Genomic DNA, 19,698 nt, shown 5'->3' with positions numbered 1-19,698 from the left:
CAGTAACCCTGCCATCAATAAAGATCAACCTTATTTTCGGAAACAGGTTCGCAATTTTTAGTCGCCGTCACGGGAAAAATTAAATTCATCTTGCCCCATTCGAATAAGTTGCCTATTTTCGTCATTAACGGATCTGCTACTGAAAATCATTTGGTTACGTTATGATTTAAAAGGATTTTTATGAAAGAACTTTCTTATGCAAGGATCTATAAATCTCAAGAATATCTGGCTTCTTTGGGGGCGATTCACTATCGCTCATTGTTTGGCAGCTACAGTCTGACTGTTGGGGATACGGTCTTTGCCATGGTTGCCAGCGGTGAACTATATCTTCGGGCATGTGAGCAGAGCGCTCAGTACTGTGTAAAAAACTCTCCTGTCTGGCTGACATTTATCAAGCGCGGACGTCCGGTTGTACTCAATTATTACCAGGTGAACGATGCCCTGTGGCAAAACCAGCCGCAGTTGGTGATGCTATCACGCTATTCGCTGGATGCAGCTGTTAAGGAAAAACAGAGCCGCTTTGCACAACATCGTCTGCGGGAGCTACCCAATATGACGTTTCATCTGGAGACTCTGCTAAATGAAGCAGGAATTAAAGATGAGGGGACATTGCGTTCGCTGGGAGCACAAATGTGCTGGCTGAAACTTCGGCAAAATAACCCCGCCTTGACGGTAAAAATACTCTACGCCCTTGAAGGAGCTGTCGGGGGAGTGCATGAAGCTGCGCTCCCGGCGACGCGTCGCCGGGAGCTGGTAGAGTGGGTGAGTTCTCTTACGTCGAAACTGGGGTATTAGAGGGCAGCACGGCAATTTGCTGCTGTAATCGCCGGATCTCCGGGAGTAAGGCAATCAATAGTCCAACTTGCTGTATGACCAGTGGCTCTTTACTGTCCGAACGCGGCTCAAGACGCTGAATTCGCTGCTTCAGTCCCTCCAGTGCCTGGTATACGCGCTGCTCGTCAGCGGGTTGATGGTGAAGCGCATCATCAACATAGCAGACGGCATCGTCTAGCAATGCCAGGACCTCCGGATTGGTTAGCTGTTCGCGATGCGCGCCCAATGCGGAAATATAGCTGGTAAACGTATGGTTCAGACACAGCAAGCGGAACGCCGTTTCGCGCGTTTGGGCCGTGACGTCCGGTTCACTCGACATGTTCGACACCACGGAGGCCAGTTCCGCGTCACGATTGTGCGCGTCCCTCCGGGCGATACGGTATGTAAGGCGATTATCGCGACCCTGATGATATTGTTCGAGTATTGCATCAAGATAACGACAGTTTGCATCAGTCGCCCGTTCAATCACCCGCGGCAGATTACGAAAACGCCAGTCTGGCCAGATAAAGCTGACAGCAGCCCAGGCGATAGCGCAACCAATCAGCGTATCAATGACACGCGGCAGTGCGACCTCAAAACCTTCACCAAGCAGGTTAAAGCACAGTAGCACCAGCAGCGTGATAAACATTGTGGCATGCGCATACTGGACGTTGCGAAAAGCAAAAAACAGTACGCCGGTGATCACTAAAAGTATCAATTGCCCTTCGAGAGAAGGCACAAACCACAGGATCGGTAAACCAATAGCGATCCCGACGAGTGTACCGATAATCCTCAGCGCCAGGCGATGTCGTGTTGCGTTGTAGTTTGGCTGACAGACAAACAGGCTGGTCAACAGGATCCAGTACCCGTGGTTCATACCTGTTATCTGGATAATGGCATAGCCGACGCAGAGCACCAGCGACATACGGATAGCATGGCGAAACAGGGCGGACTCGGGCGTGAAATTACGACTCAGACGTAACCAGATATCACTGAACCCATGCGGACTGTCATCAGCAAGCTGATTTTCAGACTCATTGCGTGAGAGTACCTGAGCCTGTTCGGACTCAATAGTAGCCAACTGGGCATCGATGGCTCGCAGATTCGACAGCAAAAATCCCAACGTGTTGAGCAGATCGGCTGGCTCACCACTGGCACGCATGCGCTCAAGCGCAGCATCTATATGGGTGAAAACGCGCTCAAAGTGTGGGTCGTGCTGATAAGGTGTGCGCAATAAAATACAACGGGACAGCTGTGAACAGGCTTGCCCCTGCATCGACATCAGACGCTGGAAGCGGAACATCACATCGCTGTGGCGGAAATGATCGCGCAGCGTTTGGTACTGAATATGCGAGGAGCTGGCGCGTTCATGGATATCCTGCGCCACAAAATAGTAATGTAGCGTACGCCGAGTTCCCCGTTGCCCGCGGTCGCCGCGCAGGCGAGTCAGTAACGACACCTTCGTCTGGTTTAACGTCGCCATCAGTTGCCCATTCGCGAGAGCTAAATCATACAACGGTGCCTGGCTTTCATCTTCTATATCGGGATCAAACAGACGCGATTTCAGTTCCAGATAGTGCGCTAACTGTTCGTAGCTACGTGCCAGATTATCCTGCAAGGGACGGATGGGGAACAGAAGATGCCCGGTCAGTGTTAACAGGTTGTACCAAATAGCGCCAGCGAGCAGCAGGATCGGTTGCTGATACCACTGATCGTAAAGCGAAGTGCCAAGCATCGTGTAAATGGCGATCAGCAACGCGCCAAAAGCGATGGTTGCATAGCGTTGACCTAATCCACCCAGTAATATAAAGCCGCTGGTGGAGAGCGTTAACCCAATGGCAAACAGCCATGGCCATGGGAAGAGCAGTTCGACAGAAGCCGAGGCAATAAAAAAGCAGACCAACGTAATAATCAAATTGCGTAGCCGGCCTGCAAGACGATCGTCCAGGTCGGTCAGTGCGGCAGCAACCATACCCAGCGTGAGCGGGATGGTTAGTTTAACGTCGCCCAGCCACCAGGGCAGTGCCGTTGTGCCGCAGAGCGCGATAAAAATCCGCACGTAGTACAGCCAGGTGCTGTTCCAGGTATAGCGTTTGAGCAGAGGACTTAACATAAAGGCCATCGGTCCTGATTATTCAAAGCGACGACGCGCATTGGCTTCACGTGCTGCACGAGCAACTTCTACTGATACCACCCGGCGACCAACTGGCCAGAGTGCAATTGCGGCGATTTTAAAATTCGCGATGCCAACCGGAATACCGATGATGGTAATGCACTGGGCAATACCGGAGACAATGTGCATCAGGCACAGCCACCAGCCGAAGAAAATCAGCCAGAAAATATTGAGCACTGTGCCGCCGGTATTCAACAAAACGTTTTTACCTGCCGGGTTCAGTTCATCGACATGAATTGCTTCGTTGCCATAAGGAAACAGCGAGAGTCGGGTTATCTCCCAACATGAACGGGTCAAGGGTAGAGTAAAAATAAGCACAATACTGACCAGCGTAGCCAGTAACCAGGCTAAGGTGGTGGCGAAGCCCCCGAGCACAAAATTTAAAATATTCAGAACAGTACGCATAAACCCTCGGTTAACTCTGGTTTTCTGTGATTTCGGCAATTGTAACGTTTTTTTGGGCTGGAGCACGTTTTCTCTGGCGGTTACACTGATAAGTAAACCTCTTCGTGTGGATCCGCCTGAGTCTTATGGAACTGAAAGCAACTTCTCTTGGAAAACGTCTGGCACAACACCCTTACGATCGGGCTGTTATTCTCAATGCCGGGATTAAAGTTTCCGGCGATCGTCACGAGTATCTTATTCCCTTCAATCAGTTACTGGCTATTCATTGTAAACGCGGCCTGGTATGGGGCGAGCTGGAGTTTGTGCTCCCGGATGATAAGGTGGTGCGACTTCACGGTACAGAGTGGGCGGAGACGCAGCGTTTCCATCACCACTTGAACGCACTCTGGCAGCAGTGGAGTCAGGAAATGAGCGCCGTCGCTGCGGGAGTTTTACAGCAACAGCTGGATGCGATCGCGGCACGTACCAGTGATAACAAATGGCTGACGCGCGAACAAACGACAGGGCTGCAGCAGCAGATCCGTCGTGCCTTTGCCGCGCTACCACTTCCAATCAACCGACTGGAAGAATTTGATAATTGCCGTGAGGCGTTGCACCAATGCCAGGCATGGTTGAAGGACATTGAAGCCTGTCGCCTAAAGCACAATCAGGCCTATACCGAAGCAATGCTGGAAGAGCATGCCGAGTTTTTCCAGCAAATTGAATCCTCACCGCTGAATCCGGCCCAGGCGCGTGCTGTGGTCAACGGTGAGCAATCCTTATTGGTCCTTGCAGGGGCGGGAAGCGGCAAAACATCCGTATTGGTCGCTCGTGCGGGCTGGTTGCTTGCGCGAGGAGAGGCAGCGGCTGAACAGATCCTGCTGCTGGCGTTTGGACGAAAAGCGGCCCAGGAGATGGACGATCGGATCCGTGAACGCCTGCATACGCAAGACGTCACCGCGCGCACGTTTCATTCGCTGGCGCTGCACATTATTTCGCAGGGCAGCAAAAAAGTTCCGACGGTTAGCAAGCTGGAAAATGATGCCGCCGCTCGCAGTAAACTCTTTATAACGACCTGGCGTCAGCAGTGCAGCGAGAAAAAAGCTCAGGCCAAAGGCTGGCGGCAATGGTTAGAAGAAGAGATGCAGTGGTCTGTACCCGAAGGCAACTTCTGGGATGACGAAAAATTACAGCGCCGTCTGGCTTCCCGGCTGGATCGTTGGGTTAGCCTGATGCGTATGCATGGCGGAGCGCAGGCGGAGATGATTGCCACTGCACCAGAAGAGATCCGCGATCTGTTCAGTAAACGCATTAAGCTGATGTCGCCCCTGCTCAAGGCCTGGAAGAGCGCGCTGAAGGATGAGAATGCCGTCGATTTTTCCGGGTTGATTCATCAGGCTGTCGTTATTCTGGAGAAGGGGCGGTTTATCAGCCCGTGGAAGCACATTCTGGTCGATGAATTTCAGGATATTTCTCCTCAGCGTGCCGCTCTGTTAGCCGCCCTGCGTAAGCAGAACTCACAGACTACGCTGTTCGCCGTGGGGGATGACTGGCAGGCCATTTATCGCTTTAGCGGGGCGCAACTTTCGTTGACTACCGCATTTCAGCAAAACTTCGGCGAGGGCGATCGTTGCAATCTGGACACGACTTACCGTTTTAACAATCGTATTGGTGAAGTTGCAAACCAGTTTATCCAGCGAAACCCTCACCAACTTACGAAACCGCTCAACAGTCTGATGACCGGTGATAAAAAAGCCGTCACGTTGCTCGATGAAAATCAGCTGGATCTGCTGCTGGATAAGTTGTCAGGGTTTGTGAAGACTGAAGAGCGGATTTTGGTGTTGGCGCGATACCATCATCTGAAACCAGCGAGTCTGGAGAAAGCGGCCACCCGCTGGCCTAAGCTACAGCTGGACTTTATGACTATCCATGCCAGCAAAGGACAGCAGGCGGATTACGTCATTATTGTGGGGCTTCACGACGGTAATGATGGTTTTCCAGCTCCGGCCCGCGAGTCGATTATGGAAGAGGCGTTGCTCCCGGCGGTGGAAGATTTTCCGGATGCAGAAGAGAGACGCCTGCTGTATGTGGCACTAACACGTGCGCGGCATCGGGTATGGCTGCTATTTAATAAAGAAACACCCTCATGCTTTGTTGATGAGCTTAAGCAACTGGATGTTCCGGTTATCCGAAAACCCTGAAACGCAGGCGGCGGTAGCCACCTGCTTGGGATCATTTGAGGCGTTCTGCAAGATAGCGGGCGTAATCTGGGATCAAGATGTCCGCAGCATCGTTGAAGTTTGGCGACTGAATAATAAAATCGGCCGTCGACACGTTGGTGGCGACCGGGATATTCCATACCGTCGCCAGACGCAGCAGGGCTTTGACATCCGGATCGTGTGGTACGGCGTTGAGCGGATCCCAGAAGAAGATCAGCACATCAATTTTCCCTTCTGAAATGAGCGCGCCCACCTGCTGGTCACCGCCCATTGGGCCGCTCAGCATGGCGTTGACGTCCATTCCGGTCGCGCGTTGGATTAAGTTTCCTGTCGTCCCGGTGGCATACAGAACATGCTTTTCCAGCAAGGGTTGGTGGCGTTCCACCCAGCTCATCAACATCTTTTTACAGTGATCGTGTGCAACCAACGCAATATGCTTACGCGCTGGCAATGTGCGAGTCGTTAATTCCATAGTACAGCTCCCAAGTTAACCTGGTTACAGAGTACTGGAAGCGCTTGACGCTGCAAGAGAAAGACCAAAAAAATGCGATGCGAAGATAAATGTCATGAAGGAGGTTGTTTTTGGGCCCATTGCAAAAAGTTACTTCGCGTTTGCGCGTCAGCCTGTTGGAACCAATATTTTAAGCGCTGTTCGGTCAGCGTTTGCGACTGAGGCGGCACGCGATCCAGTTCAGAAACCCCGGATAGCAGAGAGCTGTCATCGGCCATCATTGTGGCGAATTGTGGCAACGAAGCATGTTTAGCCGCTTTGTTATAGCGTTCTGTTTCCATTTCATAATCCACGGTTTTCGCCGTGGAGGTGATGGACAGAATATCCAGCTTGACGGGGATAGGCATAGAGTCCCCATCCAGCAGTTCCACGCGGGGAACCTCATCGAAACGAGCGGCATCCAGCTCATTGTTCAGACGCGGGAGGTGAAAATTAACCTGACTGACGAGTTGGGTATCAAAGCTTATGACCAGCGGGGATGAGATATAGAGACGTTCTTCGTGGCTGGACAGACGAATGGATTTTTCTACGCGAAACACGAGCTGGTGCCGACCATTTTCCAGCTCAATACTGTCGGCACCACGTAGTAATGAGCTGGAGACTTTTTTTCCGTCGAGCACCAGCAGGTCAATATCATTTGACAGACGTAAAGAGGTAGCAAAAACGGTTACCGGCAAACACAGGGCTATTAAGGCTGTCACAATGCCGGTTTTCATAGGTTTCTCCTGACCAGAAATTATCTGTATAAGATGTATCTAAATTTTTCGATAATCATGTTTACTAACATATAGACATATTTTTGAGTTTAGCTCTCATACGCCAGTATGGGATGAATGGTTGCGTGCTCAGGTTTGTCGTACACTTTGCTAAACAGCCTGGAGGAAAACGATGAAAGAGACCGATATTGCTGGCATTTTGACAACGACCCGCACGATTGCACTGGTGGGAGCAAGTGATAAACCCGATCGCCCAAGCTATCGGGTCATGAAATATTTACTTGACCAGGGCTATCACGTTATCCCTGTTTCGCCGAAGGTTGCCGGGAAAACGCTGCTGGGACAACAGGGCTATGCGACGCTGGCGGATGTGCCTGAGAAAGTGGATATGGTTGATGTCTTTCGTAATTCAGAAGCGGCGTGGGGCGTTGCTCAGGAAGCTATCGCCATCGGTGCGAAGACACTGTGGATGCAGCTTGGCGTGATTAACGAGCAGGCGGCCGTGTTGGCGCGTGACGCAGGGCTGATGGTGGTAATGGATCGCTGTCCGGCGATTGAGATCCCGCGTTTGGGGTTGGCGAAGTAAATTCGTGCGGATGATTGGATACGAATCCGGCCTACGACAGATATCGTTGTAGGCCGGGTAAACGCGATCAGTTACGCAGGCGTGGAGCCTGAAGCTGTTTACGGATTGTTCGCGCCAGTTCATCCATTGACGGTTGCTCCGGATGTTCTTCCTGTAGCTCGCTACTCAGCTGTGCTTCGGCCAGATACGTATGTACGGGCAGGCCATTATCGTCTTCCATCACCACGTGATACCAGGGAGCGGCGCGAAGTTCGTCGTTAACCGCCAACTCATCGGCTGACGGCTCATCAAGCGAATATTTCGGGTCGATATCCACGACCACTCCGAGGTAACCTAACAGGGAATGGCGGACCTGCTGGCCGATACCGAATTTGCTGGCAATCATAGTCACCTCCCGGGAAATAGATACCCTCTATGTAAGGGTAATATTCCACTTTTCAAGTTACATGATGCGACAGGCAAACCCTTTCAGATACAGCCCTTCCGGGTAGGTAGCGATCACCGGGTGATCGGCGGCCTGACGGAACTGCTCTATAAATTGTACATCACGACCAGCATCTATTGCGGCATCAGCGATGATTTTCTGAAATAAATCGGTGGTCATCAGCCCGGAACAGGAGAAAGTCAGCAGTACGCCGCCCGGATTGAGTAATTGAATCGCCAGCATATTAATGTCTTTATAACCGCGGCAGGCACCCATCAACTGGCTTTTGTTTTCGACAAATTTAGGCGGATCCATGACGATGACATCAAATTTCTCACCGCGATCGCGATAGGCGCGCAGCAGTTTGAACACGTCATCACGCACGAACTCGGCTTTGTTCAGATCCAGTTTGTTCAGTTCCACGTTCTGGCGGGCAATATCAAGCGCCTCCTGGGAGGTGTCGACGCTGACTACCTGACGGCATCCACCCATTAATGCTGAGACAGCAAAGCCGCCGGTATAAGAGAAACAGTTCAGGACACGTTTGTTTTCCACGTAACGACGCGTGGCCAGGCGACTGTCGCGTTGATCGAGGTAATAGCCAGTTTTGTGACCGTGCTGAATATCAACCAGTAGCTTCATGCCGTGCTCTTCAATCGGCAGCAGAGCAGGCGGCAATTCGCCTGTTACAGGCCCTTGGGTCAGCTCCATACCTTCTTTTTTGCGCACGGCGACATCGCTACGGTCATAAATTGCGCAGTCCGGGAAAACAATTTGCAAGGCGCTGATCAGCGCCGCACGTTGATATTCAGCACCAGCGCTGAGCAACTGCAATACCAGGAAGTTACCAAAGCGGTCAATAGTGATGCCTGGCAAGCCATCAGATTCGCCAGCGATCAGACGGTAGCTGTCCAGGCCATCTTTGCTTGCCAGCCAGTCACGCCATGTCTGTGCTTTCTGCAGACGACGAGTGAAGAAATCAATATCGATGGATTCAGACTTGTCAAAGGTCCAGACGCGCGCGCGGATCTGTGACGCAGGTGAGAACGCGCCGCGCGCTAACCATTTACCCTGGTGATCAACAATATCAACGGTTTCACCAAGGTTGGCTTTGCCTTCCATACGGGCGACAGCACCGGAAAATACCCACGGATGGCGGCGAACTAAGGACTTTTCGCGCCCTTTGGCTAACACTAAACGAGGATAATGTAGAGTTGTAGATTCAGTCATGCGGAGCAACCTCTCACAAACAGTGACGCGGGCTGGAGTAAAATACCAGCCTGAAACCATTAAAATAAAATGGCGCGTAGAGTAGCACAGATGATGAGGTCAATCATCAGCGCATGGCGCTGAGCGTTTCGGCACAAAACGCTATCGCAGAGGCACAGTTTCTTTTATGCCCACCGTTTACATTGCTATTTCTTAATGAGAAAAAGGAAATACAATGAAAGCTATCTTCTCTCTGGCTACCGCCGCCATTGTCGCGCTGAGTTTTGATGCCTCTGCAGCCTCGGCGTTTCGCCTCACCAGCACCGACATACCCGCTAACCTGCAATTAACGCAAAAACAGGTGTTTAAGGGGTTTGGCTGCAGTGGTGACAATATCTCCCCGCAGCTGAGCTGGCAAAATCCGCCAACTGATGCCAAAAGTTTTGCCATTACGCTGTTTGATCCCGATGCGCCAACGGGAAGCGGCTGGTGGCACTGGACCATCGTGAATATTCCGGCCCAGGTGCATTCGCTTCCTGGCGGGGCCAGCACGAATAAGATACCCGCAGGAGCTGTTCAGGGACGTAATGATTTCGGTTATGCTGGATTTGGGGGCGCCTGCCCGCCGCCGGGCGATAAACCTCACCGCTATCAGTTTACCGTGTGGGCGTTAAATACCGACGCGTTGCCAATTGACAGTAATGCCAGCGGCGCGCTGGTCGGTTTTATGCTGAACAGCCATGTGATTGCCAAAGCTGAATTAACCGCGACGTACGCAAGATAAAAGAGGATGAACGGGTGCAGGATGTACATTTTCGCCATAACAACCTTACCACCGCAGAGGTGCGTTCCGGCCATTTGCACCGCCTGCACCGGGTAAAACTGTTTTCTGCTGCTATTTGCCACATTACGCAGGGAAGTAAGGTCATTATTCAGGACGAAAACCGCCTGGTTGCGGGGCCGGGCGAGCTGATTATCATCCCAGCCAATACGCCTCTGGAGATTATTAATCAGCCGGAGCAGGGGGCATTTCGCTCGGATTTGCTGTTGCTGTCGACAAATATCATTACCGCGTTTAAAAATAACTGGGTCGAGGATTTCCCACCGGCAAAGTTGACATCGCTCTGCACGCCCATGAGCAGCGGTTTGGCATTTATGTGGGAAAGCTTGCTGGATGCAGTACGCCAGAATTTACCGGCAAAATTGCAGGAGCATCAGGCGATGGGATTATTGCTGGCGTTACTGCACGATGGTGTGGCGGGACCACTGCTTATCGAGCGTCGATTTAATCTAACCGAACAGGTGCGACAACTTATTATGTTATCCCCTTCTAAGCTATGGACAGCTCAGGAAATTGCCGGTCATCTTTCCATCGGTACCTCAACGCTACGCAGACGATTGCAGATGGAGTCGCAGAGTTATCGGCAAATCGTAGAGGAAGTGCGTATGTCCTGCGCACTCTCTCAGCTGCAATCGACCACGCTGCCGATTGGTGAAATTGCGTTACGCTGTGGTTATCTGTCAGGTTCACGGTTTACCGCAAGATTTCGCCAGCATTATGGATGCCTGCCGAAGCAGGTGCGTTGAGGCATCGGGAACTGTTTCTTCATTTATGTTGATAAGGAGAACCGCCATGTCGAAAGTCTGCATCATCGCCTGGGTTTATGGCCGGGTTCAGGGGGTAGGATTTCGCTACACCACCCAGCATGAAGCGCAACGCCTCGGACTGACCGGCTACGCAAAGAATATGGATGATGGCAGCGTAGAGGTTGTTGCCTGTGGCGAAAGTGAGCAGGTGGAACAACTGATGAAGTGGTTGGAAGCCGGAGGACCGCGTAGCGCCAGAGTTGACCGGATCCTCAGCGAACCGCACCGCCCTGGCGACGAGCTAAAAGGATTTAGTATCCGCTATTAAATGCATTTCACCGGTTTCGGCAGGCCGGCAATTTTAGTCGCCTGCTTAGCCGGACCTTTCGGAAACAGGCGGTAGAGATAACGGCTGTTGCCTTTCTCTTCGCCAAACTTGTTGGCCATCGCTTTTACCAGCATGCGTATAGCGGGGGAGGTATTAAACTCCAGATAAAACTCGCGAACAAAACGCACAACTTCCCAGTGTTCCGCGGACAGCGTAATACCTTCGTTTTCGGCAATGGCAGCCGCCAGCGGCTCGCTCCATTCGGTAGTATCTTTTAGATAGCCTTCGCTATCGGTACTGATTTCTTTACCTTCAAAGATCAACATAATTTGTCACTGCGTTAGTCAAACTGGCGGCAGTTTACCAAAAAAGAAAGCCCCGCATAAGCGGGGCTGGATAATGCGTGTTGACACCTTAATCGCGGCTGGCGAAGCCCAGAATGCTCAGCAGGCTGACGAAGATGTTGTACAGCGAAACGTACAGGCTAACGGTGGCACGGATGTAGTTGGTTTCACCGCCACGGATGATATTGCTGGTTTCAAACAGGATTGCACCTGAAGAAATCAGGATAAACACCGCGCTGATCGCCAAATGTAACGCCGGCAGCTGCAGGAAGATATTCGCAACCATACCAATCAGCACCACCACGATACCTGCCATCAGCATACCGCCGAGGAAGGACATATCTTTACGCGTGGTCAGCACATAGGCCGAGCAGCTGAAGAAGACCAGCGCCGTACCGCCCAAAGCCATGGCGATAACATCACCCATGCCTGCAGACAGGTAAGTGTTCAGTATCGGTCCCAGAATGTAGCCCAGGAAACCGGTGAAAGCGAAAGCGGACAGAATACCGACCGGTTTATCCGCCGTTTTATAGGTCAGGAACATCAGACCATACATACCCACCAGCGTCAGGATAAGTCCCGGAGAAGGCAACATCAGTACGGTACTGGCGGTCGCCGTGAGCGCTGAAAACGCCAGCGTAAGGCTGAGCAGGAAATAGGTATTGCGCAGCACCTTATGTGTGCTGAGTAGCGATGTACGATCGCGTGAAGAACTAATAATACGATCCATGAGTCACTCTCTTATGACAGATGTAATTAATGATGAAGGATAATGAAATCAAGGGGAATGACACAGCGGTTTTACCCATCTTTACGCATTTTAACCCGCCAGGCTTAAGCATATTATTTCAACAAAAGCTCCCGAATCAGATGTTAGCACTGTATGTGAAAAAATGTCAGATCCACCTCTGCCAGGTAACTGAAAAATATTGCGTTATTCCCGAATCTCTCTGACAGTGACTGAGGTGTCTACAAAAACAGAGCGATAAGGTAAAGGGAATGATTCAACACAAATCGAAGATATTGACGTTTACGCTGTTGGCTGTCTGTTTGATGTCTATCAACGGCGTGACGAGGGCGGCAAATGTGCCTGCAGGTACACTACTTGCAGAAAAACAGGAGCTGGTCAGGAACAACGGCAGTGAGCCAGCGTCGCTGGATCCGCATAAAGTCGAAAGCAACGTTGAGTTTAATTTAATCAGTGATATGTTCGACGGGCTGGTGGCAGTTAAGCCGGATGGCTCTATTGAACCCCGTCTTGCCGCGTCCTGGGAGAACAAAGACAAGACCGTGTGGACCTTTCATTTGCGTCCGGGCATAACCTGGTCAGATGGGTCAGCTATTACCGCGCAGGATGTTGTCTGGAGCTGGCAGCGTCTGGTCTCTGTACAAACGGCTTCCCCTTATTCTTCGTATCTGGGCAATATGCATGTTGCGAACGCCGTCGATATTGCTCAAGGGAAAAAAGATCCTGCCATGCTAGGAGTCAAAGCCCTCGATGATAGCACGCTGGAAATTACTCTTACGCAGCCGACGGCGGCGTTTCTGGCGATGCTAGCGCACCCGTCTCTGGTTCCACTGGATAAAGTGCTGATAGGCCGCTTTGGCGATAAGTGGACCCGACCAGAACATTTTGTCAGTAGCGGACCGTACAAATTGTCGCAGTGGGTGGTCAATGAGCGCATTGTTGCCGAGCGTAACCCACATTACTGGGACGATCAGCACACGGTCATTAATAAGGTTACCTATTTGCCTATCAGTTCAGAGTCTGCTGACGTTAACCGCTATAAGGCCGGTGAAATTGACATCGTGTATAGCGTACCGGTCAATCAGTTCGCGCAGCTGAAAAAGACGATGGGTGATGAACTTCATGTCTCACCTCAGCTTTCAACCTATTACTATCAGTTCAATACGACCCGAGCGCCGTTTAATGACCCGCGCGTGCGTCGTGCGCTGAATATGGCGTTAGATAAAGACATCATTGCACAAAAGGTAATGGGGCAGGGGCAACGCGCGGCGTGGCTTATCAGCCAGCCGGAAATAGGGGGAGTACAACTGCATGCGCCGGAATATGCGTCGTGGCCGCTTGAAAAACGTATCACTGAAGCGAAGAAGCTGCTGGCTGAAGCCGGTTTTGGCCCCGAGCATCCGCTTAGTTTAAATCTGCTCTATAACACGTTTGAAACCCATCAGCGTATTGCTATTGCCGCATCATCAATGTGGAAGAAAAACCTCGGCGTAGAGGCGAAGCTGCAAAATCAGGAATGGAAAACCATGCTGGACACCATGCATACCGGTAATTTTGACGTCGTACGTTACGCGTGGATCGCTGACTATGATGATGCTTCAAGTTTCCTCAACATCTTCCGTACCGGAGATAGCGAAAACACCACCGGCTACAGCAATCCCGCCTTTGATGAAGCGATGCGTAATGCAGCGAAAGCAACTTCGCTCCAGGAGCGAGGCAAATATTACCAGCAGGCTGAAGACCTTTTAGGGGCAGATGTGCCAGCGATTCCGGTTTACCACTATGTTCGCACGCATCTGGTGAAGCCGTGGGTGGGGGGATTCGCACCGGATAACCGCGGAAACTACTACACCAAAGATATGTACATCAAAAAACTTTAAGCGCTGGAGCCCGTATTTGTGCTGAATAAACGGTCAATTTGTTGTTATTTAAGTCAATTAACAGCATTTTGGCTGTTTTTCAGGCAAACGAACACATTGGTGCTTTACAGGTCCGTTCGGGATGTTTATAGTGCGCCTCATTGGAAGCGTGGCCGAGCGGTTGAAGGCACCGGTCTTGAAAACCGGCGACCCGAAAGGGTTCTAGAGTTCGAATCTCTACGCTTCCGCCAAATTCGAAACCCAAGTCGTTATGCGACTTGGGTTTTTTGTTTTTATCCGTTTCCATTATGAATACCCAGTATGCCATTGCCGTCCGGATTGCACTGGTGGGCATGAGAATTCATCAGACTTAGCATTCCGACTTCCCTGAGAGCTTGTTCATTTGACGACAACAGTACAGCTGAATCTGTGTTGTCTTCATTGTTATCGAAAATGATCCTGCTGTTGCAACAGATGTTGCCCTGTAGCCAATCGTTCAGATATTGAGAGCGGTTTCAGTGGTTAATTGGGCATGAAAATAGCTGGTGATTACTGAGGATGGTTACCAGTCGAAGGTGGCAAAGCCAGGCAGTACTTAGCCCGAGGTCGGTTCTGTGAGAAAGATGATCTCGTTTAATATGTGATTTTTTCACGATACAAATACTAACCGGTGATTTCATGATGTGTATATCCTCGCGTTCAGTGGAGCAGCGCAGACAGACCCTTTGCAGTATTGCCTTTGGCGCTTGACCTGCGTCCGTGAATATGAGGCTGGCAGGTCCCTCACAGGCCAGATACCGTTGTGACGGCCTCTTACCCATGTCAACGCCATGATCTTTGACCATTCTGTCTTAACTGGAAGTAGATATTTGACGGCGTGGGGGAAAGCATTTCGATACTCACCCCTGACACACATTGAGCAGTGCTGGAGTATGGATTTTGTGTTGGATAGTCTGGTTAACGGAAACCGTTTCCATGCACTGACTGTAGAGAATAATTTTAATCAGAAATGTCAGGCGTTCCATGCCAAAATATCATTGAAGACTGAGGACGTTGTCAGCGCAATAAAAGCGCTGAGAATGCAGGATAAGTGCCTGCTGGTATGTCTTAAGACAGAAAACGGCAGCGAGTTTATCTCAGATCAGTCTGGATAAATGGGCATATGAACAATGTAATCACGATGTACTTTTCTTTCCTGAAAACTGACAGATAACCCGTTTGTAAAGTTTCTGAAAGGCAAAGTGCCTTGATTTATCACCAGACTGATTCTGCAATCAAACTATTTATAGAAGGTGGTTATTTAACATGAGTCACAAAACGAAACGTTTAAATATTTTGGTGATACAAAATGAGATTTTGCCTAGTTTAAATGTGATGAATCTTATATATTCATAAATAATTTAAAGGATATAATTCCAGCACAAAACTTAATGATAATACGAGCCATTGATGGCGAGGAAAAATTTATAATATTTTAATATTGGTCTCGTTGTTTATCACGGTGATGATCACTGAAGATAAAATCATTGCGACACTTTTTTTATATTCAATCCGGGCATCGCGGACACCAGGGAAAAGTCTATTTCGATTATATAGAGTCGGGGTTGGAGGTTGTTAGAATAATTGTTTTTCATATTTATATGTCGTTTTTAATTGATGGCATTTAAGTTCCCCGAAATAACTTTGCAATTTAATCAATAAGTCAATATTTACATTGGCAGCATCAGCGTGCTACACGTTTTATCATTGTCTTTTTTTACCTGCTGATTATTGGATTTTTAAAAAAGATCTGACACCTTGACTGATTACAGAAAATCATGAGATTTTGGTACTTACATTACAAATTTAATACTATTTAAAATAATCATGATCCTGACAGTGGTAGAATCGTTAACTCTGAAAATGTTCTAGTAATGTGAAATATATATACTCCTGCCACAATGTTGCAACGACTACAGTGATTGACTGCCAAAGTAGAACGCGTGATGAAATGGTATGACAACACGAAATAGTGCTGGAGAACATGACAAAGGATACAGACGCAAGGGTAAGCCGATGACAAAGATAGTCCCAAACACATTTTGTTTGTACAGCAATATCACGTTCAGCGCCCTGGTGGATGAACTGAATGATGAGTTCAGGCGTTTACAGCCAGGGCGGGACACTATGTGTGTGATGTTCACGGACGGGGATGCGGCTACACCACTACGAGTCAATCCTGCCTGCCGGAAAACGTTTTTTATTGTATCATTGGTCCGGTCGGTTTTAGACGTGTCGCCCAGTATACATGCTGGTGCGGACCTGGTCGTCAGTAAAAAAATACAACCAGCAGCGTTAAAACAGCAGATGTTGCGGGCACTGAGAGCTCGTGAGACAAACCGTTTTCGTCCTGCTAAAGAATGGAAACGAAAATGCGCTTCCATTACTGAACAGCAGGTTCTGGCGTTGCTTCTGCATGGCTATCCTACATCGCAGGTAGCTGAAAGGATGAATCTGACGGTGCAGGCTGTTAGCCGTTATCGGATATTGGCTGTGAAGCGTGCTGGGCTCAGGAACTTTAACGAACTGGTGCTGGACCACATAAAATACAACAGAGTACTGCCAGCTCTGTCTGAGAGAAGGAGCCGTGTATCAGCGAAATGAAAGCATGTGACTGTAGTGACTTGTACTGGTACCTGCCACGTGTAAAGCAACGTTATATACTGTGTGTAAAAATCATAATTAATGAAATCATATTATAACCAATAGTATTAAGTGTAGTTGCGACTTTATGCCCATAGGATGCCATTATTCAATAAGTCATCTAACGGAATCTGACAATATGATCCCCGTATGGCTAACGCTTCTAAAATCAGTGATAGCAATAACTATACCTTTAACAAAAATACAGATATTAACTAAATCGATTTTAGGACGTTATTACGACTAAGAAATTTCGTTAATAGCTGTCGTGAAGATAAATCAATATCCGAAACTAAGTTATTGAATAGTTGCTTTTTGTGGTTTATTTATTAAATAGTAGAGAATAATGATTTTCTTATTACACTTTAACCCTAATCAAGGCCAGTGCTTCATAATGGAATGATTTATTTAATTAGCGACGCCCGAAAAGGATGCCATGAGCCTAGCAATCAAAATTATCCTGATTATTTTAGTTTTGTTTTTTTGTTTTCGTGAATATGCTGCGATGTCTAAGAAGTCATGTGAATGGAAGTTGAGAATGAAAGATGAATGGTTAAATGAGATAGTCTGGATGGTGTGTCTCATTCTATGCCTTTTGTTTTTTTGGGGAATGCTTTATGTTTCCTCAATGGTGATATATGAATTGGTTATTATTGGTGAGAAGTTTCATTTTCGATACGGCAATAATCTATTGCCTCCCAGTACTTATTGTCTTTTATTTATATAAGAACAAAAAATAGTGTTCAAAAGAGTATTGCACGTACGCATGCTACCACTGCACATCCCGGCGCGCGAATGTCATTCCAGCGTTCATTTTAATGGGGGCTGTGAGATATCTTTTTTTGGGCTAGATTTGATGCACTTGTTGGAACTAAAGTTGCGTACATTACTCCTTGATTAAGGAGCGCTTTACTACCGCCCGGTTGAATTCTGCAATTTTGTGTAGATACCCCTCGGACTGTTCATGAGAAAAGACTTTATACTTCGAACCAGGTTGGATTGGATAAAGTGAAAACGACTGGCCTGCCAATGATGGCATCTCGCCCAGCCGCCTTCAGGAAGATCACCGTTGTGCTCGCCCGGTAATTTTTTGGCGCGTATCCTCATTGAGAATTTCGCGCAGCTGCATGAACAAGGGATGCGTGCTGGTGTACTCCTGACCATAAGTAAGATTAAATGCATAATTGAAGTCTGGCGGATTAATCCCCTGGTTGTGCTGGAGGATCGTTTCGAGTTTGTCGAGTGCCTTGACGGCTCTGGCTTCCGGTGAAGCGGCACATTCGTATTCCTGCCAGAGTGACAGAATTTCCTCCCGTTGTTTTTCACCAAGCGCACGAGTGAGATGCAACAGCGCGTCTTTCTCCTGTTCTCCCTTATCCGGGTGCAGATCCCGCTCGACAGCGGGAATATCACCATGGATTGCTTCTCCCAGATCGTGAACGAGACACATCTTGAGAACTCTGAGCATATCTACCCCTGCTAATTCATCCTCAAAGATCATGGCCATCAGGCTCAGGCGCCACGAGTGCTCGGCCGTGCTCTCCGTTCTACCAGTAGAGGTATGCGCACTACGAAGCACACTTTTGAGTTTTTCTGCCTCCTGAAGGAAGATCAAACGCTCTTTAATTTTTACGATATCCATGTCTTGCCCATACCGGTCGTTGAGGATGGATATTCTATAGCCAGAGTGTTCCCGCGTGAAACAACTTGTCATGTTCGAGAGAAGCACAGATGAACGACATAGAGCGACCGCTTTGGGTGAGAAACTGACATTGTAGTGGCCTATCTTTCCTGTTTTTTTGCTCTGGTTCTTGCTCTAACGAGAGATTGTAGTGTCGTTTGTACATCAGAATCGGATATCATTATCTACTATTCAGGGCGCTTTGGCTGAGTTTGAGAGTTCATCCCCTCAATAAAGACTGCTTTTGAGGGCTAAAATAAATTACAATGTTCGATTGTTGAAATGTTGAGTTAATTAAAAGTATACTTTACTTGTGGGGTCATATGTATCGTAGCGGCTTTCCAAAAACACTGAGGTATAATAGCGACTTGCTGATAGTGTTATATCTCCTTTTAAAGTTGAAGAATGTAAAGGCGGTAGCGGCTCAACTTCACCTTACCCCACCAGCAGTCAGTCAGAAATTATCACGACTAAGGGAAATCTTTAACGATCCTTTGTTGGTACGAAGTAAAAAAGGGATGATTTTAACAACCCTAAGTGAAGTTCTTCTTCCAAGTCTTGAAAGTATTGTGCTGAAAATTGAAAGTTTCTACAACATCAGCGAATACTACAACAATACAATTATTCCATTAAAAAGAGAGTATGTGCTATCGGTTAATGCGGATACTCATTTTTACGAGGATATTGGGTTTCTTGATGCCTGTGTGCAAGAATCAGGTGGCGATCTCGATGTCTCTTTCTCTATCTTGTTGAGGGATGATAATTCCATTCATGATTTACTTTCAGCGAAACTTGATTTTTATTTTGGCAATGTGAATGTATTGGAAGATAATTTAACGCGTATAAAGGTAAGCGACCTGGAATACTCATTCGCGGTAGGGAAGCATCATCCTCTTGCAGGGAAGAAAATAAAACTATCGTCAATTGATGAATTAAATGAGTTTAAATACATAGCCTTGTTAAGTTTACCGGAAAAACTAGAGGAAAAGTATAAAGATGTTTTTGGTCGTGAGCCATTTAGACCCTTCATCAAAATACAATCAATCAGAACGATTGCTGACTTTTTGAATCGAAGTGATTACTTTTCTTTTTTAACCGTCCGTTCAATAAATAAGCTGGGATTATCACGCGTTTATGTCGGCACTGAAAGTATATTCTTACAGCAATATTTGTACTGGCATAAAAATATGGAAAATGATAGCTTTCATAGATATTTGAGAAATTCTTTTATTGAAACTTTATCAAAGAAAGATGTATGACATTAACTACGTAATGTCGGCAAGGGGGACAGGTGAATACGCACAATGTGTCGGTTGAATATTTTTCCGGCCAGATACTTATCCTTCGATTGTCCCGGTCATAACAGCCGTGGTCGTGCCGCGAACGTTGGCTCCTCCGTTCGGTTATCTATTCTTCTACACCCGGTTTACTGAC

18 protein-coding genes, 1 tRNA gene and 1 pseudogene are annotated in these 19,698 nt (G+C 48.4%); 10 read left to right on the top strand and 10 right to left on the bottom strand.

What is annotated here, in order from left to right:
• Window positions 1–180: 180 nt before the first annotated feature.
• Window positions 181–795, top strand: a complete 615-nt coding sequence (locus OGX99_RS22915; protein ID WP_151225160.1) for a TfoX/Sxy family DNA transformation protein — start codon at window positions 181–183, stop codon at window positions 793–795.
• Here OGX99_RS22915 and yccS read toward each other — a convergent pair.
• Both yccS and OGX99_RS22905 read right to left on the bottom strand, forming a co-directional pair.
• Complete coding sequence (yccS, locus tag OGX99_RS22910) at window positions 773–2,926, bottom strand: YccS family putative transporter (RefSeq protein WP_151217952.1); 2,154 nt, start codon at window positions 2,924–2,926, stop codon at window positions 773–775. The genes OGX99_RS22915 and yccS overlap by 23 nt on opposite strands.
• Window positions 2,927–2,944: 18 nt before the next feature.
• The gene (locus OGX99_RS22905; protein WP_016152485.1) at window positions 2,945–3,391 is read right to left on the bottom strand and encodes a YccF domain-containing protein; all 447 of its coding nucleotides are present in this window, start codon (window positions 3,389–3,391) and stop codon (window positions 2,945–2,947) included.
• Between the two features lie 125 nt (window positions 3,392–3,516).
• On the opposite strand from OGX99_RS22905, the gene helD reads away from it, so the two are divergent.
• On the top strand, window positions 3,517–5,571 hold the full coding sequence (gene helD, locus OGX99_RS22900) for a DNA helicase IV (protein ID WP_252838070.1): 2,055 nt from the start codon (window positions 3,517–3,519) through the stop codon (window positions 5,569–5,571).
• 31 nt (window positions 5,572–5,602) lie between these two features.
• Here the strand turns inward: helD and mgsA are convergent, their stop codons facing one another.
• Entirely contained in the window at window positions 5,603–6,061 is a 459-nt protein-coding gene (gene mgsA, locus OGX99_RS22895; RefSeq protein WP_114682373.1) for a methylglyoxal synthase, read from the bottom strand.
• A 92-nt stretch (window positions 6,062–6,153) separates the two neighbouring features.
• Window positions 6,154–6,816 carry a curli synthesis inhibitor gene (gene csgI / locus OGX99_RS22890; protein WP_151217953.1) on the bottom strand — a complete coding sequence of 221 codons (663 nt, stop codon included), beginning with the start codon at window positions 6,814–6,816 and terminating at the stop codon, window positions 6,154–6,156.
• A gap of 172 nt (window positions 6,817–6,988) precedes the next feature.
• Between csgI and OGX99_RS22885 the strand changes: the two genes are divergently transcribed.
• The gene (locus OGX99_RS22885) at window positions 6,989–7,402 is read left to right on the top strand and encodes a CoA-binding protein (RefSeq protein WP_151217954.1); all 414 of its coding nucleotides are present in this window, start codon (window positions 6,989–6,991) and stop codon (window positions 7,400–7,402) included.
• Window positions 7,403–7,469: 67 nt separating this feature from the next.
• Here the strand turns inward: OGX99_RS22885 and hspQ are convergent, their stop codons facing one another.
• Entirely contained in the window at window positions 7,470–7,787 is a 318-nt protein-coding gene (hspQ, locus tag OGX99_RS22880) for a heat shock protein HspQ (protein ID WP_286545177.1), read from the bottom strand.
• Window positions 7,788–7,844: 57 nt separating this feature from the next.
• Entirely contained in the window at window positions 7,845–9,056 is a 1,212-nt protein-coding gene (gene rlmI / locus OGX99_RS22875; protein WP_286545175.1) for a 23S rRNA (cytosine(1962)-C(5))-methyltransferase RlmI, read from the bottom strand.
• A 214-nt stretch (window positions 9,057–9,270) separates the two neighbouring features.
• Between rlmI and OGX99_RS22870 the strand changes: the two genes are divergently transcribed.
• The 3 genes from OGX99_RS22870 to yccX are packed head-to-tail and all read left to right on the top strand — an operon-like array spanning window position 9,271 to window position 10,950.
• Window positions 9,271–9,819 (top strand): YbhB/YbcL family Raf kinase inhibitor-like protein, encoded by a 549-nt coding sequence (locus tag OGX99_RS22870; RefSeq protein WP_187252698.1) that lies wholly within the window; start codon window positions 9,271–9,273, stop codon window positions 9,817–9,819.
• A 14-nt stretch (window positions 9,820–9,833) separates the two neighbouring features.
• Window positions 9,834–10,622: a helix-turn-helix transcriptional regulator gene (locus OGX99_RS22865; protein ID WP_286545173.1), complete on the top strand. Its 789-nt coding sequence runs from the start codon at window positions 9,834–9,836 to the stop codon at window positions 10,620–10,622.
• A 46-nt stretch (window positions 10,623–10,668) separates the two neighbouring features.
• On the top strand, window positions 10,669–10,950 hold the full coding sequence (gene yccX, locus OGX99_RS22860) for an acylphosphatase (RefSeq protein WP_286545171.1): 282 nt from the start codon (window positions 10,669–10,671) through the stop codon (window positions 10,948–10,950).
• Here yccX and tusE read toward each other — a convergent pair.
• Complete coding sequence (tusE, locus tag OGX99_RS22855) at window positions 10,947–11,276, bottom strand: sulfurtransferase TusE (protein ID WP_151217959.1); 330 nt, start codon at window positions 11,274–11,276, stop codon at window positions 10,947–10,949. The two genes, yccX and tusE, sit on opposite strands and share 4 nt — an antisense overlap.
• An 88-nt stretch (window positions 11,277–11,364) precedes the next feature.
• Window positions 11,365–12,024 (bottom strand): FtsH protease modulator YccA, encoded by a 660-nt coding sequence (yccA, locus tag OGX99_RS22850; RefSeq protein WP_016152501.1) that lies wholly within the window; start codon window positions 12,022–12,024, stop codon window positions 11,365–11,367.
• 269 nt (window positions 12,025–12,293) lie between these two features.
• Here yccA and OGX99_RS22845 point away from each other — a divergent pair, with 269 nt between their 5' ends.
• Both OGX99_RS22845 and OGX99_RS22840 read left to right on the top strand, forming a co-directional pair.
• Window positions 12,294–13,922, top strand: coding sequence for an ABC transporter substrate-binding protein (locus tag OGX99_RS22845; protein ID WP_286545169.1), 1,629 nt, complete (start codon window positions 12,294–12,296; stop codon window positions 13,920–13,922).
• Between the two features lie 142 nt (window positions 13,923–14,064).
• A tRNA-Ser gene (locus tag OGX99_RS22840) sits at window positions 14,065–14,152 on the top strand.
• Window positions 14,153–14,194: 42 nt separating this feature from the next.
• Here OGX99_RS22840 and OGX99_RS22835 read toward each other — a convergent pair.
• A pseudogene (locus OGX99_RS22835) lies at window positions 14,195–14,451 on the bottom strand (hypothetical protein).
• A 1,505-nt stretch (window positions 14,452–15,956) separates the two neighbouring features.
• Between OGX99_RS22835 and OGX99_RS22830 the strand changes: the two are divergent.
• Window positions 15,957–16,544, top strand: a complete 588-nt coding sequence (locus OGX99_RS22830; protein WP_286545167.1) for a helix-turn-helix domain-containing protein — start codon at window positions 15,957–15,959, stop codon at window positions 16,542–16,544.
• Window positions 16,545–17,646: 1,102 nt separating this feature from the next.
• On the opposite strand, the gene OGX99_RS22825 is transcribed toward OGX99_RS22830, so the two are convergent.
• Window positions 17,647–18,225: an HD domain-containing protein gene (locus tag OGX99_RS22825; RefSeq protein WP_286539592.1), complete on the bottom strand. Its 579-nt coding sequence runs from the start codon at window positions 18,223–18,225 to the stop codon at window positions 17,647–17,649.
• 362 nt (window positions 18,226–18,587) lie between these two features.
• On the opposite strand from OGX99_RS22825, the gene OGX99_RS22820 reads away from it, so the two are divergent.
• Complete coding sequence (locus OGX99_RS22820) at window positions 18,588–19,523, top strand: LysR family transcriptional regulator (RefSeq protein ID WP_252838108.1); 936 nt, start codon at window positions 18,588–18,590, stop codon at window positions 19,521–19,523.
• Window positions 19,524–19,698: the final 175 nt, after the last annotated feature.

Origin of the sequence: Citrobacter sp. Cu096, from assembly GCF_030332285.1 — a bacterium.
GTDB classification, from domain to species: Bacteria; Pseudomonadota; Gammaproteobacteria; order Enterobacterales; family Enterobacteriaceae; genus Citrobacter; species Citrobacter meridianamericanus.
The sequence above is the reverse complement of the archived record's forward strand: the minus strand, read 5'-3'. Positions and strand labels throughout refer to the sequence as shown.

Excerpts from the sequence above, each read along its gene's own strand:
- OGX99_RS22915 (WP_151225160.1), top strand. The coding sequence starts at position 181 with ATGAAAGAACTTTCTTATGCAAGGATCTATAAATCTCAAGAATATCTG.
- yccS (WP_151217952.1), bottom strand. The coding sequence starts at position 2,926 with ATGTTAAGTCCTCTGCTCAAACGCTATACCTGGAACAGCACCTGGCTG.
- OGX99_RS22905 (WP_016152485.1), bottom strand. The coding sequence starts at position 3,391 with ATGCGTACTGTTCTGAATATTTTAAATTTTGTGCTCGGGGGCTTCGCC.
- helD (WP_252838070.1), top strand. The coding sequence starts at position 3,517 with ATGGAACTGAAAGCAACTTCTCTTGGAAAACGTCTGGCACAACACCCT.
- mgsA (WP_114682373.1), bottom strand. The coding sequence starts at position 6,061 with ATGGAATTAACGACTCGCACATTGCCAGCGCGTAAGCATATTGCGTTG.
- csgI (WP_151217953.1), bottom strand. The coding sequence starts at position 6,816 with ATGAAAACCGGCATTGTGACAGCCTTAATAGCCCTGTGTTTGCCGGTA.
- OGX99_RS22885 (WP_151217954.1), top strand. The coding sequence starts at position 6,989 with ATGAAAGAGACCGATATTGCTGGCATTTTGACAACGACCCGCACGATT.
- hspQ (WP_286545177.1), bottom strand. The coding sequence starts at position 7,787 with ATGATTGCCAGCAAATTCGGTATCGGCCAGCAGGTCCGCCATTCCCTG.
- rlmI (WP_286545175.1), bottom strand. The coding sequence starts at position 9,056 with ATGACTGAATCTACAACTCTACATTATCCTCGTTTAGTGTTAGCCAAA.
- OGX99_RS22870 (WP_187252698.1), top strand. The coding sequence starts at position 9,271 with ATGAAAGCTATCTTCTCTCTGGCTACCGCCGCCATTGTCGCGCTGAGT.
- yccX (WP_286545171.1), top strand. The coding sequence starts at position 10,669 with ATGTCGAAAGTCTGCATCATCGCCTGGGTTTATGGCCGGGTTCAGGGG.
- tusE (WP_151217959.1), bottom strand. The coding sequence starts at position 11,276 with ATGTTGATCTTTGAAGGTAAAGAAATCAGTACCGATAGCGAAGGCTAT.
- yccA (WP_016152501.1), bottom strand. The coding sequence starts at position 12,024 with ATGGATCGTATTATTAGTTCTTCACGCGATCGTACATCGCTACTCAGC.
- OGX99_RS22845 (WP_286545169.1), top strand. The coding sequence starts at position 12,294 with ATGATTCAACACAAATCGAAGATATTGACGTTTACGCTGTTGGCTGTC.
- OGX99_RS22830 (WP_286545167.1), top strand. The coding sequence starts at position 15,957 with ATGACAAAGATAGTCCCAAACACATTTTGTTTGTACAGCAATATCACG.
- OGX99_RS22825 (WP_286539592.1), bottom strand. The coding sequence starts at position 18,225 with ATGGATATCGTAAAAATTAAAGAGCGTTTGATCTTCCTTCAGGAGGCA.
- OGX99_RS22820 (WP_252838108.1), top strand. The coding sequence starts at position 18,588 with ATGTATCGTAGCGGCTTTCCAAAAACACTGAGGTATAATAGCGACTTG.